Annotated in this window: 13 protein-coding genes; 7 read left to right on the forward strand and 6 right to left on the reverse strand. The window is 65.4% G+C overall.

All coding sequences use genetic code 11. From position 1 onward, the window contains the following. Positions 1-20: 20 nt before the first annotated feature. Entirely contained in the window at positions 21-6314 is a 6294-nt protein-coding gene (locus ACNJYA_RS28315) for a HAMP domain-containing protein (RefSeq protein WP_260382654.1), read from the forward strand. A 13-nt stretch (positions 6315-6327) separates the two neighbouring features. Then, entirely contained in the window at positions 6328-7815 is a 1488-nt protein-coding gene (locus tag ACNJYA_RS28320) for an HWE histidine kinase domain-containing protein (protein WP_439363956.1), read from the forward strand. On the opposite strand, the gene ACNJYA_RS28325 is transcribed toward ACNJYA_RS28320, so the two are convergent. Next, positions 7812-8033, reverse strand: a complete 222-nt coding sequence (locus tag ACNJYA_RS28325; protein WP_172787314.1) for a hypothetical protein — start codon at positions 8031-8033, stop codon at positions 7812-7814. The genes ACNJYA_RS28320 and ACNJYA_RS28325 overlap by 4 nt on opposite strands. A gap of 153 nt (positions 8034-8186) precedes the next feature. Between ACNJYA_RS28325 and ACNJYA_RS28330 the strand changes: the two genes are divergently transcribed. Both ACNJYA_RS28330 and ACNJYA_RS28335 read left to right on the forward strand, forming a co-directional pair. Beyond that, the gene (locus ACNJYA_RS28330; protein WP_212254659.1) at positions 8187-8450 is read left to right on the forward strand and encodes a hypothetical protein; all 264 of its coding nucleotides are present in this window, start codon (positions 8187-8189) and stop codon (positions 8448-8450) included. Between the two features lie 95 nt (positions 8451-8545). Then, complete coding sequence (locus ACNJYA_RS28335) at positions 8546-8788, forward strand: hypothetical protein (protein WP_439363960.1); 243 nt, start codon at positions 8546-8548, stop codon at positions 8786-8788. A 96-nt stretch (positions 8789-8884) separates the two neighbouring features. Here ACNJYA_RS28335 and ACNJYA_RS28340 read toward each other — a convergent pair whose 3' ends face one another. After that, on the reverse strand, positions 8885-9106 hold the full coding sequence (locus tag ACNJYA_RS28340) for a hypothetical protein (protein WP_172787311.1): 222 nt from the start codon (positions 9104-9106) through the stop codon (positions 8885-8887). Between the two features lie 115 nt (positions 9107-9221). Between ACNJYA_RS28340 and ACNJYA_RS28345 the strand changes: the two genes are divergently transcribed. After that, positions 9222-9416 (forward strand): DUF3072 domain-containing protein, encoded by a 195-nt coding sequence (locus ACNJYA_RS28345; protein WP_172787310.1) that lies wholly within the window; start codon positions 9222-9224, stop codon positions 9414-9416. A 168-nt stretch (positions 9417-9584) separates the two neighbouring features. Further along, positions 9585-9869 carry a DUF6496 domain-containing protein gene (locus tag ACNJYA_RS28350; RefSeq protein ID WP_439401062.1) on the forward strand — a complete coding sequence of 95 codons (285 nt, stop codon included), beginning with the start codon at positions 9585-9587 and terminating at the stop codon, positions 9867-9869. Between the two features lie 6 nt (positions 9870-9875). Here ACNJYA_RS28350 and ACNJYA_RS28355 read toward each other — a convergent pair whose 3' ends face one another. Both ACNJYA_RS28355 and ACNJYA_RS28360 read right to left on the reverse strand, forming a co-directional pair. Beyond that, positions 9876-10238, reverse strand: coding sequence for a hypothetical protein (locus ACNJYA_RS28355; RefSeq protein WP_172787308.1), 363 nt, complete (start codon positions 10236-10238; stop codon positions 9876-9878). A gap of 261 nt (positions 10239-10499) precedes the next feature. Beyond that, positions 10500-12035, reverse strand: a complete 1536-nt coding sequence (locus ACNJYA_RS28360) for a Do family serine endopeptidase (protein ID WP_439401063.1) — start codon at positions 12033-12035, stop codon at positions 10500-10502. A 205-nt stretch (positions 12036-12240) separates the two neighbouring features. Here ACNJYA_RS28360 and ACNJYA_RS28365 point away from each other — a divergent pair, with 205 nt between their 5' ends. Beyond that, on the forward strand, positions 12241-13077 hold the full coding sequence (locus ACNJYA_RS28365; protein ID WP_439401064.1) for a universal stress protein: 837 nt from the start codon (positions 12241-12243) through the stop codon (positions 13075-13077). 21 nt (positions 13078-13098) lie between these two features. Here the strand turns inward: ACNJYA_RS28365 and ACNJYA_RS28370 are convergent, their stop codons facing one another. Beyond that, positions 13099-13311 carry a hypothetical protein gene (locus ACNJYA_RS28370; protein ID WP_439401065.1) on the reverse strand — a complete coding sequence of 71 codons (213 nt, stop codon included), beginning with the start codon at positions 13309-13311 and terminating at the stop codon, positions 13099-13101. A 165-nt stretch (positions 13312-13476) separates the two neighbouring features. After that, positions 13477-15333, reverse strand: coding sequence for a putative bifunctional diguanylate cyclase/phosphodiesterase (locus tag ACNJYA_RS28375; protein WP_439401066.1), 1857 nt, complete (start codon positions 15331-15333; stop codon positions 13477-13479). Positions 15334-15350: the final 17 nt, after the last annotated feature.

Below are 15350 nucleotides of genomic sequence, written 5' to 3' on the forward strand. Positions count from 1 at the left end.
ACGCCTGCGGGGGAATCAGTATGAGCGACCTCGATCCCGGAACTGCATCACGCTCCGGTCGTCGCGTCCCAAAGCCAAAAATCAACGGTACGTCCGAGTCGGATTCGCGGGGCGAACTGCTACTCGCCTTGCAGGCGATGCGCAGCGGTGACTTTTCGGTCCGCATGAGCGGCGACTATCTCGGCATTGACGGTAAAATTGCCGACACTCTTAACGAAATCATCGCAGCCAACCAGCGCATGGCACAGCAGCTCGAGCTGGTCGGCCAGGTGGTGGGGCGCGAAGGCAAGACCCGCCAGCGCGTGAAGTTCGGCCTCGCCTCGGGCTCCTGGGCCGACATGGAAGGTTCGGTCAATACGCTGATCGACGACCTGTTGTGGCCGACGCGCGAGGTGACGCGCGCCGTCGCCGCCGTGGCACAAGGCGACCTGCTGCAGACCGTCAAGCTCGACGTCGACGGCCGTCCGCTCGGCGGCGAGTTCTTGCAGTCGGCGACCATCGTCAACACCATGATCAAGCAGCTCGGCGTGTTCACCTCCGAGGTGACGCGCGTCGCGCGCGAGGTCGGCACCGAGGGCAAGCTCGGCGGCCAGGCCCAGGTGCCCGAGGTGACCGGCGTCTGGAAGGACCTCACCGAGAGCGTCAACTCGATGGCGAACAACCTGACCAACCAGGTTCGCAACATCGCCGAGGTGACGATCGCGGTGGCCAACGGCGACCTCTCCAAGAAGATCACGGTCGACGTCCGCGGCGAGATCCTCCAGCTCAAGGAAGCCATCAACACGATGGTTGACCAGCTGCGCTCGTTCGCCTCCGAAGTGACGCGCGTTGCGCGCGAGGTCGGCACCGACGGCAAGCTCGGCGGCCAGGCCATCGTGCCGGGCGTCGCCGGCACCTGGAAGGACTTGACGGACTCGGTCAACGCGATGTGCGGTAACCTCACCGCACAGGTGCGCAACATCGCCAACGTCACCACCGCCGTGGCGCGCGGCGACCTCTCGCGCAAGATCACGGTCGACGTGCGCGGCGAAATCCTGGAGCTGAAGGACACCATCAACACCATGGTGGACCAGCTCAACTCGTTCGCCTCGGAAGTCACGCGCGTCGCGCGCGAGGTGGGCACGGAAGGAAAGCTCGGCGGTCAGGCCCAGGTGCCCGGCGTGGCCGGCACCTGGAAAGACCTCACCGACAACGTCAACTTCATGGCCTCGAACCTGACCGCGCAGGTCCGAAACATCGCCGACGTCGCGACCGCCATCGCGAGCGGGGATCTCTCGAAGAAGATCACGGTGAACGTCTCGGGCGAAATCCTTCAGCTGAAGGAAACGCTCAACACGATGGTCGACCAGCTCAACGCCTTCGCCGGCGAAGTGACGCGCGTCGCGCGCGAGGTCGGCACCGAGGGCCGGCTCGGCGGCCAGGCCAACGTGCTCGGCGTCGCCGGCACCTGGAAGGACCTGACCGAGAGCGTCAACTCGATGGCCTCGAACCTGACCGCGCAGGTCCGCAACATCGCGGAGGTGACCACCGCAGTCGCCGGCGGCGACCTCTCGAAGAAGATCACCGTGGACGTGCGCGGCGAAATTCTGGAGCTGAAAGACACCATCAACACCATGGTGGACCAGCTCAACGCCTTCGCCGGAGAGGTCACGCGCGTGGCGCGCGAGGTCGGCACCGAAGGCAAGCTCGGCGGCCAGGCCGTGGTGCGCGGCGTCGGCGGCACGTGGAAGGACCTCACCGACAGCGTCAACTCGATGGCCTCGAACCTCACCGGCCAGGTCCGCAACATCGCCGAGGTCGCAACCGCGGTGGCGAAGGGCGACTTGTCCAAGAAGATCACGGTGAACGTGTCGGGCGAAATCCTTCAGCTGAAGGAAACGCTCAACACCATGGTCGACCAGCTCAACGCCTTCGCCGGCGAAGTCACGCGCGTCGCCCGCGAGGTCGGCACCGACGGCAAGCTCGGCGGCCAGGCCGACGTGCCCGGCGTCGCCGGCACCTGGAAAGACCTGACCGACTCCGTGAACTCGATGGCGGGCAACCTCACCGCCCAGGTCCGCAACATCGCCGAGGTCGCGACCGCGATCGCCGGCGGCGACCTGTCGCGCAAGATCACCGTGGACGTGCGCGGCGAGATCCTTCAGCTCAAGGACACGCTGAATACGATGGTCGACCAGCTCAACCGCTTCGCGGGCGAGGTGACGCGCGTGGCGCGCGAGGTCGGCACCGAAGGCCGGCTCGGCGGTCAGGCCAACGTGCCCGGCGTCGCCGGCACCTGGAAAGATCTCACCGACAGCGTCAACTCGATGGCGGGCAACCTCACGGCCCAGGTCCGCAACATCGCCGAGGTGACGACCGCGGTCGCGCGTGGCGACTTGTCGCGCAAGATCACCGTCGACGTGAAGGGCGAAATCCTCGAGCTGAAAAACACCATCAACACCATGGTGGACCAGCTCAACGGCTTTGCCGGCGAAGTGACGCGCGTCGCGCGCGAGGTCGGCACCGAGGGCAAGCTCGGCGGCCAGGCCGAAGTGCCCGGCGTCGCCGGCACCTGGAAGGACCTCACCGACAACGTCAACTTCATGGCCTCCAACCTGACGGCGCAGGTCCGCAACATCGCCGAGGTCGCGACCGCCATTGCCGGCGGCGACCTGTCGAAGAAGATCACGGTGGACGTGCGCGGCGAGATCCTGCTGCTCAAGGACACCCTGAACACCATGGTCGAGCAGCTCCGCTCCTTTGCCGCCGAAGTCACGCGCGTGGCGCGCGAGGTCGGCACCGAAGGCCGGCTCGGCGGTCAGGCCGTCGTGCCCGGCGTCGGCGGCACCTGGAAGGACCTCACCGATAACGTCAACCTCTTGGCTGCGAACCTCACCACCCAGGTCCGCAACATCGCCGAAGTCACCACGGCGGTCGCGCGCGGCGACCTCTCGCGCAAGATCACAGTGGACGTGAAGGGCGAAATCCTCGAGCTGAAGAACACCATCAACACCATGGTGGACCAGCTCAACGCCTTCGCCGGCGAAGTGACGCGTGTCGCGCGCGAGGTCGGCACCGAGGGCAAGCTCGGCGGCCAGGCCCAGGTGCCCGGCGTCGCCGGCACGTGGAAGGATCTCACCGACACCGTCAACTTCATGGCGGCGAACCTGACCGAGCAGGTCCGCGGCATCGTCAAGGTGGTGACCGCGGTCGCCAATGGCGATCTGAAGCAGAACCTCACCGTGAAATCGAAGGGCGAAGTCGCGGCGCTCGCCGACACCATCAACAACATGACCGAGACGCTCGCGACCTTCGCCGACCAGGTGACTTCGGTGGCGCGCGAGGTCGGCGTCGAAGGCCGGCTCGGCGGCCAGGCCAACGTGCCCGGCGCCGCCGGAACCTGGAAGGACCTCACCGGCAACGTCAACCTGCTCGCGGCCAATCTGACCTCGCAGGTGCGCGCGATCGCGGAAGTCGCAACCGCGGTGACCAAGGGCGACCTGACGCGGTCGATTCAGGTCGACGCCCGCGGCGAAGTGGCGGAGCTGAAAGACAACATCAACACGATGATCACCAACCTCCGTCTCACGACGGACGTGAACACGGAACAGGACTGGCTGAAGACCAACCTCGCCAAGTTCACTAACATGCTCCAGGGCCAGCGCGACCTCACCACCGTCGGCCGGCTGCTGCTCACCGAATTGTCGCCGCTGGTGAACGCCCACACCGGCGTGATCTACCAGGTCGAGAACGAGAACGATCCCCAGCTCCTGCTGCTCGCCTCCTACGCCAGCGACGGCGTCTACCCCTATCAGCCGGTGCTGCAGTTCGGCGAAGGCCTGATCGGCCAGTGCGCCTTCGACAAGCGGCCGCGCGTCGTCTCCGACATTCCGTCCGACGTGGTCCCGATCAACTCGGCGCTGTTCCGCGTCGCACCGAAGAACCTCGTCGTGCTGCCGGTCCTGTTCGAAGGCCAGGTCAAGGCCGTGATCGAGCTCGCCTCGCTCGTCTCCTTCACGACCTCGCAGATGACGTTCCTGGAGCAGCTCACCGACTCCATCGGCATCGTGCTCAACTCGATCGAGGCGACGATGCAGACGGAAGGTCTGCTCAAGCAGTCGCAGCAGCTCGCCGGCGAGCTGCAGACCCAGCAGCGCGAATTGCAGCAGACCAACGACCAGCTCGAGCAGAAGGCGCAGCAGCTCGCCGAGCGCAACGTCGAAGTCGAGCGCAAGAACCAGGAGATCGAGCAGGCCCGCCGCGCGCTCGAGGAGAAGGCGACCGAGCTCGCGCTGACGTCGAAGTACAAGTCCGAATTCCTCGCCAATATGAGCCACGAGCTGCGCACGCCGCTGAACTCGATCCTGATCCTCGGGCAGCAGCTCAGCGACAACCCCGATGGCAACCTCTCGGCCAAGCAGGTCGAATTCGCCCGCACCATCCACGGCGCCGGTACCGACCTCTTGAACCTCATCAGCGACATTCTCGATCTCTCCAAGATCGAGTCCGGCACCGTGACGGTCGACGCCGAGGAAATCCTGACCGCGAACCTGCTCGAGACCGTCGGCCGGCCGTTCCGGCACGAGGCGGACAACCGCAACCTGTCGTTCAAGATCGACGTCGATCCGAACCTGCCGCGCAGCATCGTGACCGACTCCAAGCGGCTGCAACAGGTTCTGAAGAACCTGCTCTCCAACGCCTTCAAGTTCACCGCCGACGGCGAAGTGCGCCTGCAGGTCACCGGCGCCATCGGCGGCTGGGGGACGGATCATCCGGTGCTGAACTCCGCGCCGGCCGTGATCGCCTTCGAAGTGTCCGACACCGGCATCGGCATTCCCCTGGAGAAGCAGAAGCTGATCTTCGAGGCGTTCCAGCAGGCCGACGCCGGCACCAGCCGCAAATATGGCGGCACCGGCCTCGGCCTTGCGATCAGCCGCGAGCTGGCCAGCCTGCTCGGCGGCGAGATCCACCTGCGCAGCGCGCCGGGCAAGGGCTCGACCTTCACGCTCTATCTGCCCTTGAAATATTCCGGCCCGACCCTCGCGCCGCGGGCGCCAGCGCCGCAGCAATACAGCCAGCCACCGGCGCTGCAGCCGGCCGCGCCTGACCAGCAGCGCGTCATTGAGCAGCTGCCCGACGACCGCCTCAACCTCGAGCCCGGCGACACCATCCTCCTGATCGTCGAGGACGACCCCCACTATGCCCGCGTACTCGTCGATCTGGCCCGCGACAAGGGGTTCAAGGTCCTGGTCGCCGCGCGCGGCGCCGAGGCCCTCGAGCTCGCCAAGCAGTACCAGCCGACGGCCGTCTCCCTCGACGTCTTCCTGCCCGACATGCTCGGCTGGACCGTGCTGAGCCAGCTCAAGCACAATCCGCTCACCCGCCACATCCCGGTCCAGATCATCACGCTCGACGAGGACCGCCAGCATGCGCTGGCGCGCGGCGCGTTCTCCTTCGTCAACAAGCCGACGACGACCGAGGGCGTCTCGGCCGCGCTGACGCAGATCAAGGAATATGCGCGGCCGCGGCGCAAGCGGCTCTTGATCGTCGAGGACAACGAGGCCGAGCAGCTCTCGATCCGCGAGCTGCTGCACCACGACGACATCGAGATCCTGGCCACGGATACCGGGGCCGGCGCGCTCTCGACGCTGCGCGAGCAGCCCTGCGATTGCGTCGTGCTCGACCTCAGGCTGCCCGACATGAGCGGCTTCGAGGTGCTCGATCAGATCCGCAACGACGAGGCGCTGTCGAACATCCCCGTCGTGGTGTTCACCGGCCGCGAGCTTTCCGCCGAGGAGGATGCCGAGCTTCACACCATGGCACGCAGCATCGTGGTCAAGGGCGTGGAATCGCCCGAGCGCCTGCTCGACGAGACCGCGTTGTTCCTGCATCGCGTGATCACGGAGCTGCCGGTCGAGAAGCAGCGCATGCTGGAGAAGCTGAACAGTTCCGACGAGGACCTGATCGGCAAGACCGCCCTGCTCGTCGACGACGACGCCCGCAACATCTTCGCCCTGTCCAGCGTGCTGGAACGACGCGGCATGAAAGTGCTGACGGCGACGACGGGCAGCGAGGCGGTGACACTGGTCGAATCCAATCCGGAGATCGCGATCGTGCTGATGGACATCATGATGCCGCAGATGGATGGCTACCAGACCATCGGCGTGATCCGCGAGAACCCGGCCTTCTCCCGTCTGCCGATCATCGCGTTGACCGCCAAGGCGATGAAGGGCGACCGCGAGAAGTGCCTCGAAGCCGGCGCGTCCGATTACCTCGCCAAGCCGGTCAACACCGACCAATTGCTGCTTGCGATCCGCATGTGGCTGCATCGCTGAGTTGGACCCGCGTATGGACCAGGAAAAGGTCAACATCCTGCTCGTCGACGATCAGCCGGCCAAGCTGCTCGCCTATGAGGTGATCCTGAAGGATCTCGGCGAGAACCTCGTGATCGCCTCCTCGGGCCGCGAGGCGCTGGAGGTGCTGCTCAAGACCGAGATCGCGGTGATCCTGGTCGACGTCTGCATGCCCGAGCTCGACGGCTTCGAGCTCGCCGCGATGATCCGCGAGCATCCGCGCTTTCAGAAGACCGCGATGATCTTCATCTCAGCCATCCAGGTCAGCGACATCGACCGGCTGCGCGGCTACGAGATGGGCGCGGTCGATTACGTGCCGGTGCCGGTCGTGCCGGAGGTGCTTCGCGCCAAGATCAAGGTGTTTGCCGAGCTCTACCGCAAGACGCGCGAGCTCGAACGGCTGAACCACGAGCTAGAGGACCGCGTCCGCGCCCGCACCGCGGAACTGGAGGCTTCCACCGCGAAGCTGCGCGAGAGCGAGCAACGGCGCAGCATGGCGATCGCGGCCGGCAAGATGGGGTCCTGGGACTGGGACTGGATCAGCGGCGATTGGATGTGGGACGAGGGGCAATACCGCATCTTCGGCGTCAGCCCCGAGGATTTCGAGGTCACTCCGGGCAGCGTTCAGGCCCTGTTGCACCCCGACGACGTCGATCAGTTGCGCAAGGCGATCGCCGAATTCAACAAGGGCACGCGCGCCTACGAGACGGAGTTTCGCATCGTGCGGCCCGACGGCGAGGTGCGCTGGTGCGTCGGCACGGCGGCTGCGACGACCGACGAGAGCGGGCGCGTGGTGCGGGTCAGCGGCGTAACCGTCGACATCACCGAGCGCAAGCGGGCCGAGGAGCGGCAGAACCTGCTGGCGCGGGAAGTCGATCACCGCGCCAAGAACGCGCTGGCGCTGGCGCAGTCGATCGTGCGCCTCACCCGGGCCGACGAGGTCAAGGCCTATGTCAATGCCGTCGAGGGGCGCATCAATGCACTGGCGCGCGTGCACACCATCCTGTCGCTGTCGAGCTGGCAGGGCGCCGAGCTCTCCAGGCTGATCGACGAGGAGCTTGCGCCCTATTCGCTCGGCGGCCAGATCAAATTGGCAGGGCCCGAAGTTCAGCTGGTGCCGGCGACGGCCCAGACGTTGGCGCTCGCATTGCACGAGCTCTTCACCAACTCGGCCAAGTACGGCGCGCTCTCGACCCGATCGGGGCGGCTCGCGATCGACTGGCAAGTCGACGCCGAGCGGCTCACGCTGAGCTGGGAGGAATCCGGCGGTCCCCTGGTCAAGACCCCGAAATCCCGCGGCTTCGGCACGCGAAGCCTGCTTGCGAGCATCGAGTCCCAGCTTGGCGGACAGGCGCAGTTCGATTGGCGCGCCGAGGGCCTGCTGTGCCGTCTGGAGGTGCCGTTGACACGCAAGAGCGCGACCACCGCAACCGGCAAGTTCGACACCGCGGGCGCTGCCGAATTGCAGCGCGCATCCGGCTAGCCGGACGCTGCGCTCGTCATGCGCTGAGCCGTGCGCGGTTCGCGCGCGATACGCCCTTCGAGCCAGGCTTCCGTTCGCGCGAGATCGCGCAGCGCCCTCGCGTAGCGGCGAGCCGCGCTCCGCTCCGCGCCACGCGGGAGCTTGCGCGCCTTGCGCAGGATGTCCGCGGCTGCGTTGCGATAGGCCAGCGAGCGGTAAAGAAAGACGACCTTACCCATGTCGATGTTCCCCGTCGATGTTCCCGTTTTGCCGGCGCTCATCTTGGCAAGCCCGGCATGAACGCCGGATGAAGCGGGCGATGACAATTCCTTCAGCGGAACGGAACCAGGGAATCACGAGCGCGTTGGCGTGGCAGTTCGGGATGCCGTCGCATGCGCACCAACAACAAGAAGTCGTCCGAGCTGATCTCTGCCAGCGGCCTTATCAGGCTGATGACGCATGCAATGATGGGCGCAGCGCTCGGCCTCACCTTCAGCCTCACGCTCGTCCTGTCCAATCCAGCCGTGGCCAACCTGCTGAACAACGGCGGGGGCCAGGCCGCGACGGTCTTCGCCCTCACCTTGGTGACGACCTTCGCGATCGGCGCGACGCTCACCGGCGCCGTGTTCATCCTGGCCGAGGACAAGCAAACTTGAAGCGTGCGTGACGCACGGAAGATGCCTTGCCGGGAACTCCTGCCGCGAGGCGCGGTTTGCTGCCTGCGTCAATTTAACACAGGGAGTTCCCCCGCATGAACACGACCAAGCTCGCTCTCGCCGTCATGCTAGCAACCGGCCTTGCCGCCACGCCGTTCGCCGCCCAGGCCAAGTCGCACAAGGCCAAGCATGGATCCTCGACGTCATCGTCGCAGACCACCGGCGCCAACACCAAGTCTTCCAAGGGCGCTGACCCCACGGGCCAAGGCGGCGCCGGCCCGGGCTCCGATCAGAGCGGCACCATGACGAACAAGGGCAGCATGACCAACACCAAATAGGCGCTCCCAAATCATGGAGGGCCCCGCCATTGCGGGGCCCTCTGTCTTCCATCTCATCTTGGGGTCGGCACTTGGCGGTATCCGGCGCCAACGATCTCAGCGGCGCTCGGCTGCGCGCGCGGGATTGCCGCCTGTCTTCACGGGACGAAGGCGCACCCGGTCGCGGACGTCAGGCAGAACGTCGCTGCCGCCGGCCGCCTTCCATTCGGCAATCAGGAGGTTGATTTTCCGGCGCAGGTCCATCTGCGCCAGGGCCCTTTCCGTGCAGTCGCGATCGCGCTCGACGAGGTCGCGCACCGACGCCTCGACGTCGGCCATCTCAAGCCTCAAGGCTCTGATTTTACGTCGAATTTCATTAATTCTGTTGTCCATGGCTTTTTAGAACAAAATAAGAACATATAGTCAAGTCACGATTTCAGGACGGAGACGCCAGATGCAGGTTCAAGGTAAATACGACGCCAGATTTGTACTTGGCGAGCAGATGACACGGGCGCAGGGCCTGAAGCTGAAGCGGCTGAGCGATGAGGCCTATCAGCCCGGCCAATATGCGCGGGATCTGTCCTTTAGCGAGGCCGCACGACGCATCCAGGCGCTGGAAGCGGAGATCGAGCTGGCAAATTCCTTCTAGAGCATGGTCCGGAAAAGTGTGCGGCGATTTTCCGAAGAGATCATGCTCGAACAATAGCCTAAAGCGCGATGACGGTTCATCCTAATCGCATCGCGCTTTAGCTGCGCCGCCCGCGCTCCCGGAACCATGGTTGTGCCGAATGGTTCTCCTCGCCGAGGGAGAACATGCATGGCACGCAAGGCAAAGAAACGCCGCTACTCAAGCAGCTCGGGCAGCGATGTCGCCAGCGAGATGCGGCGCTACAAGAAGGGCACCGCGAAGAGCGGGCGCGGCGGCCGCGTCAAGAGCCGCAAGCAGGCGATCGCGGTCGGATTGTCGAAGGCACGCAAGAAGGGAAAGAAGGTCCCGAAGAAGGCTTCGACGCGCAAGAGCGCCAAGAAGATGTCCAAGAAATCGTCGAGGACGTCGTCCAGGAAATCATCGAAGCGCAAATCATCCAAACGGTCGCGCTGACCGGTCTCAGATCATGCTCCCAGGCATGAAGCAGCGGATCGAAATCCCGAACGCAGTCTTGACCGGCCACACCATGGTGCGGCCGGCCCGGTTCGGCTCGGTGATGACGGCTTCATCCGGCACGTCGATCCACTGCCCGTCGAGGCGCACACGGTAACGCCCGTTGTGCGACTCCCAGTCGGGATCGGCGACGGCGAAACCGTCCGCATCCGAGCAGCACGGACCGAGATGGCTGCGCAAACTGTCGAACCATGGCTTCAGAGGGGAATCCGCGTAGCGGCCGTCGTCGCGCCCGAGGGCGTTTCCGCCTGAGAGCACCAATGGCGCCACCAGCAGCGCACTCCTCAGCGAGACCTTCAATCGATCCATGTCGGCACCGATCTCATGCGAACCGCCGGCGAGTTCCACAAAGCGCCGCGAGGTTCGAAGTTCCACGCTTGCAACCCCTCTCAGCGGCGACGTTGCCACAGAGCACCGAGGCACCTGGCGAGTGTGATCAGCGAACACGGCTTTTTCGGACGCACCCGGTCACCCTACCTGCCGTTAACGAGAATGTTATCGGACCTGGCGAGCTCGTGCGAAAGGCGGCCCGAGGCCGCCTTTCTGGATTAGTAGCGGTCGAGGTTCGCGTTAGGCGAGTGGCACCGCGACGAAGCGGGTGGCCTCCGCGCTTCTGATCTGCAGCAGCACGCTGCGCTTGCCCGACGATTTGGCCTGCGCCAGCTCGGAGCGCACCTCGCCGACACTGCTGACAGCCTTGCCGCCGACATTGAGGATGACGTCGCCGGTCCGGATGCCGCGTTGCGCGGCCTGGCCTTGCGGATCAACCTCGGTGACGACCACGCCGTTCTGGCCTGCGCCCTGAACGTCACCTGCCGGCGCCAGGCTGAGGCCGAGGCGCGGCATGCCGGCACCGGGCTGCCCCATGCCCTCGTTGCCCTTGGCCTGCCGCTCGTTCGGCAACTCGCCGAGCGCCAGGGTCACGGTCTTGCTGCCACCCTTGCGGAAGACATCGAGCTTCACGGACGTGCCCGGCGCCAAGCCGGCGATGGTGCGGGCGAGATCGCGAGAATCCTTGATCGCGGTGCCATTGACGGCGGTGATGACGTCCCCCGCCTCGATGCCGGCCTTCGCCGCCGGGCTGCCATCTTGCGGATTGTCGACGATCGCGCCGCGTGCCTCCTTCAGGCCGAGGCTGTCGGCCATATCCGAGGTCACCGGCTGCACCTGTACGCCGAGCCAGCCGCGGGTCACCGCGCCCTTGTCCTTCAGCTGCGCGACGACGAGCTTGGCGGTCGAAGCCGGGATATCGAAGCCGATGCCGACCGAGCCGCCCGAGGGCGAGAAGATCGCAGTGTTCACGCCGATCACGTTGCCGCTCATGTCGAAGGCCGGGCCGCCGGAATTGCCCTTGTTGATCGGCGCATCGATCTGGATGAAGTCGTCGTAGGGACCATTGCCGATATCCCTCCCGCTGGCCGAGACGATGCCCGCGGTCACGGTGCCGCCAAGACCGAAGGGATTGCCGACGGCGACCACCCAGTCGCCGATGCGCGGCTTCTGGTCGGAGAAATTGACGAACGGAAAGTCCTTCTTGCCGTCGACCTTGATCAGCGCGAGATCGGTCTTCGGATCGGTGCCGACGACCCTCGCGGTGTAGGTCGTGCCGTCGTCCATCGTCACCTGCACGGACTGGGCGCGATCGACGACGTGATTGTTGGTCACGGCATAGCCGTCCGCGGAAATGAAGAAGCCGGAGCCTTCGCCCGTGATCATCTGGTGGCGCTGGCGCGGCATGCCGTTCGCACCGCCCGGGAAGCGGAAGCCGAACTGCCGCGAGAACTGGTCGAACGGCGTGTCTTCGTCCGAATCCATCCGGTTCTGCTGCAGCATCGCGCTCTTGTCGTTGTCCTGGTCGATTTTGACCCGCACCGAGATCACTGCGGGTTTGACCTTGCTGACGAGATCGCCGAAGCCGGGCGGCGTCGCGACGGCTTCGGCCGCCTGAGCCGGCGCAATCAAGGAGGAGATGCCGTACGGCAAAGCGCCCGGCGCAATGGCCAGGGAGGCCACGCCCAGCGCGGCCACGGTGCCGAGCAGCGCGAGCCGGCGCGGCCGCAAGATGTTGCGAGACGTGGTGATGTCGGAATTGACGCGATCGTTCATGTCGAAATATCCATGTTGAGCAGGTGTCGCCTTGCCCTCAACATGGTCGCTGCCACCTTACGGCGTCCCGTCCGTCCGATTAAATCTCGGCAAAGAATGGATGAGCGGGCGCAGCAGGCTATCCCGAGGTTTGATGCAGCTCAACGCGCCGCCTTCGCGCAGTGAAAAACTGCGACCATCCGATGATGCTCAGCGGAGGCGCGCCATGTACAAAGACATTCTCGTCCACATTCCCACCGAACGTCCCATGCGTCCTGCGATCGAGGGCTCGATCTCGCTCGCGGCGAAGTTCAACGCGCATCTCGACGCGGTCGCGGTCGGCTATGTCGCCACCAGTGCAGCCTACGTCATGGAAGGTGGCGCGGCCGTGGCGGCCGTGTTCGAGCTGGAGCGCGAGCGCGCCGTGGAGCGGGCCGAGGCTGCGCTCGCGGTATTCAAGAGCGAGGCGGCGAACGCCGGCATCTCCTATACCTGCCACGCGCTCGGCGCGATCCCGGTGGATGCAGCCGGCTCGCTCGGCGAGATGGCGCGTTTGCACGACCTCAGCATCGTGCTCCAGCCCGATCCGGCGCAAGGCGCGTTCGACAACGACGTGCCCGGCGAGATCCTATTCCAGGCGGGCGGCCCGGTGCTGTTCCTGCCCTACACGTTTCGAGGAGCCTTCAAGGCGAACCGGATCGGCATCTGCTGGGACGGCAGTCGCCTTGCCGCCCGCGCCATGCGCGACGCAGCCCCGTTCCTGGCCCGCGCCGAAGAGATCGTGATCATCAGCGTCAACGAGACCGACGCCGTCGCCGGTGAAGCTTCAGCACGCGGCCTGGCCAGACATCTCGGCCGGCGCGGACTATCGACCCGCATCGTCGGCCGGACGGCAACCCGCGCCGACATTCAGCCGATCATCCTGTCGCTGGCGGCCGACGAGAGCCTGGATCTCCTGGTGATGGGCGGCTACGGCCATTCGCGGTTGCAGGAGCGCGTTCTCGGGGGCGTCACCCGCGCCATGCTGGAAGCCATGACGGTCCCGACGCTGATGTCCCATTGAGGCGAGCCCGGCTTGGCGCCGTCACGCCGCGACGGGAGCTTTCCATGTCGCCGGCGCGGCGGCGTCTTTGTCGCGGTGCACATTGCACGCGTCGAAATGCGCCTGGAGCTCGATTTCAGCGAGATATTCGAAATGTTCGGCCTGGCCGAGGAGTTCCCAGGTCTGGAGCGGCCGATATGCCGCCTGCTGACGGCAGAGGGACGCCAGCGCCCGGTAGCGACGTACGTTCTCCATGAGACCCTCCCTCGCGTTCACAGGCTTATTCTCCTGATTTGCGTCAGGCCGATGGCGCTTATGCAAAACATTTGCTGCGCGCTCGCGCCTAAGCCAAGTTAATTTTCGAGAAACGCCGGTAAGGATTTTAGTTCCAAATGTCTGCTTGGAACTGTGTGCCCGACCCTAGGCGTAGAGGCGGCGCTCCACGGCGACGCCGACCAGGTCGAGATAGCGTTCGATCAGGTTGGGACGGCCGACGAGATAGCCCTGCATCTCCTCGCAGGCCTCGCGCGCCAGAAAAGCACGCTGGGCTTCCGTCTCCACCCCCTCGGCAACGACCGGGATCTTCAGCGCGTGCGCCAGGCTCAGGACGGCGCGGACAATTTCGGCCGATTGCGGCGTCGCCTCCAGGTTGGAGATGAAACTGCGGTCGATCTTGATCTTGTCGAACGGGAACGACTGCAGATAGGACAGCGAGGAATAGCCGGTGCCGAAATCATCCATGGCGATGCGGATGCCGAGCGCCTTCAGCCGCCGCAGCAGATCGAGCGCGCGGGTGAAATCGCCGATCAGCACGCCCTCGGTGATCTCGACCTCGAGCCGCGTCGGCGTCAGCCCCGTCTCCAACAGGATCTGGTGGATCGAGCGCTCGAGATCGCCCGCCTGGAACTGGACCGGCGACAGATTGACCGCGACCTGCAACGGCCTGGGCCAGGATGCCGCCTCGCGGCACGCCTCGCGCAGAACCCATTCGCCGATCTCGACGATCAGCCCATTCTCCTCGGCGAGCGGAATGAACTGGTCCGGCGGCACGAAGCCCCGCGTCGGGTGATTCCAGCGCAGCAGCGCCTCGAAGCCGATGACCTCGCCATCCACCCGCGCCTGCGGCTGGAAATAGACGAGGAGCTGGTTCTGCTCCAGCGCCTGCCGCAGATCGTGCTGCAACAGCCTGCGGTCGCGCAGCTCCTGGTCCATCTCGGATTCGAAGCAGCGGACCCGGCCCCTGCCCTCGCGCTTGGCGCGGTAGAGAGCCGAGTCGGCGTTGGCAAGCAGCGTCGCCGCGTTCACGCCATCGTCCGGATAGAACGCGATGCCGACGCTGAGGCCCACATGGGAGAGATAATCGTCGACCTCGAGCTCCTTGCCGATCGTCTCGACCAGGCGTTCGGCCAGCGCCAGAACATCCTCACGGTTGGCATCGTCGGGCATCAGGATCATGAACTCGTCGCCGCCGATGCGGGCGACGAAGGCGCCTTCGGCTTCCGCGGCAAGCCGGTCGGCCGTCGCCCGCATCAGCATGTCGCCGACGGGGTGACCGAACACGTCGTTGACCTCCTTGAAGCGGTCAAGATCGAGGCTCAGCACGGCGAAACTGGTCGACGCCTCCTGCGCCCGCTCCAGCCGTTCGTCGAGCGCCGCGGCGAAGGCGCTGCGGTTCGGCAGGTCGGTCAGCGCATCATGATATGCCAGGTGGCTGATGCGTTCCCGGGTGGTGACGCGCTCGGTGACGTCCTCGATCACGCCGACCAGATATTGCGGATCGCCGGCGTCATCCGTGATCAGCATTTTGCGTGAATTGACGACGCGGTCGTGACCCTTGACCCCTATTTCGAGCAGGTGCTCCTCGAGGAACATCGGCATGCCGCTGGCAACGACTCGACGATCCTGCTCGTTGACGATACGGGCGACGTCAGCCGGAAAGATCTCGTCGGGTGTCCGGCCCAGCATCTGCTCGCGGGGCATGCCATAATAGCTCTCGCCGGCGCGGTTGAGCAGGATGTAGCGCGAATCCTTCGCGCATTTCGCGAACACGGCGATCGGGATGTTTTCGACGATAGTGTCGAGGAACTCCTGCGTCCGCAGCAGATCCTGCTCGACCTCATCGTGCGTGTGCGCGCGTGCCTCGATCATTCGCTGGCGGTCGCGCTCGCTAGCCACATAGGCCGCGCTGACGAGTTCGCCCAGCTTGACCACGTCGACTCCTCCGCTGGCGTCGGTGGCGCAGCGAAGCTGCTCGGCGAACAGGCGATGCATGCTCATGGCATCGCCTCGCGCCG

Origin of the sequence: Bradyrhizobium sp. BLXBL-01, from assembly GCF_051853025.1 — a bacterium.
GTDB lineage: Bacteria > Pseudomonadota > Alphaproteobacteria > Rhizobiales > Xanthobacteraceae > Bradyrhizobium.

Excerpts from the sequence above, each read along its gene's own strand:
- ACNJYA_RS28315 (WP_260382654.1), top strand. The coding sequence starts at position 21 with ATGAGCGACCTCGATCCCGGAACTGCATCACGCTCCGGTCGTCGCGTC.
- ACNJYA_RS28320 (WP_439363956.1), top strand. The coding sequence starts at position 6,328 with ATGGACCAGGAAAAGGTCAACATCCTGCTCGTCGACGATCAGCCGGCC.
- ACNJYA_RS28325 (WP_172787314.1), bottom strand. The coding sequence starts at position 8,033 with ATGGGTAAGGTCGTCTTTCTTTACCGCTCGCTGGCCTATCGCAACGCA.
- ACNJYA_RS28330 (WP_212254659.1), top strand. The coding sequence starts at position 8,187 with ATGCGCACCAACAACAAGAAGTCGTCCGAGCTGATCTCTGCCAGCGGC.
- ACNJYA_RS28335 (WP_439363960.1), top strand. The coding sequence starts at position 8,546 with ATGAACACGACCAAGCTCGCTCTCGCCGTCATGCTAGCAACCGGCCTT.
- ACNJYA_RS28340 (WP_172787311.1), bottom strand. The coding sequence starts at position 9,106 with ATGGCCGACGTCGAGGCGTCGGTGCGCGACCTCGTCGAGCGCGATCGC.
- ACNJYA_RS28345 (WP_172787310.1), top strand. The coding sequence starts at position 9,222 with ATGCAGGTTCAAGGTAAATACGACGCCAGATTTGTACTTGGCGAGCAG.
- ACNJYA_RS28350 (WP_439401062.1), top strand. The coding sequence starts at position 9,585 with ATGGCACGCAAGGCAAAGAAACGCCGCTACTCAAGCAGCTCGGGCAGC.
- ACNJYA_RS28355 (WP_172787308.1), bottom strand. The coding sequence starts at position 10,238 with ATGGATCGATTGAAGGTCTCGCTGAGGAGTGCGCTGCTGGTGGCGCCA.
- ACNJYA_RS28360 (WP_439401063.1), bottom strand. The coding sequence starts at position 12,035 with ATGAACGATCGCGTCAATTCCGACATCACCACGTCTCGCAACATCTTG.
- ACNJYA_RS28365 (WP_439401064.1), top strand. The coding sequence starts at position 12,241 with ATGTACAAAGACATTCTCGTCCACATTCCCACCGAACGTCCCATGCGT.
- ACNJYA_RS28370 (WP_439401065.1), bottom strand. The coding sequence starts at position 13,311 with ATGGAGAACGTACGTCGCTACCGGGCGCTGGCGTCCCTCTGCCGTCAG.
- ACNJYA_RS28375 (WP_439401066.1), bottom strand. The coding sequence starts at position 15,333 with ATGAGCATGCATCGCCTGTTCGCCGAGCAGCTTCGCTGCGCCACCGAC.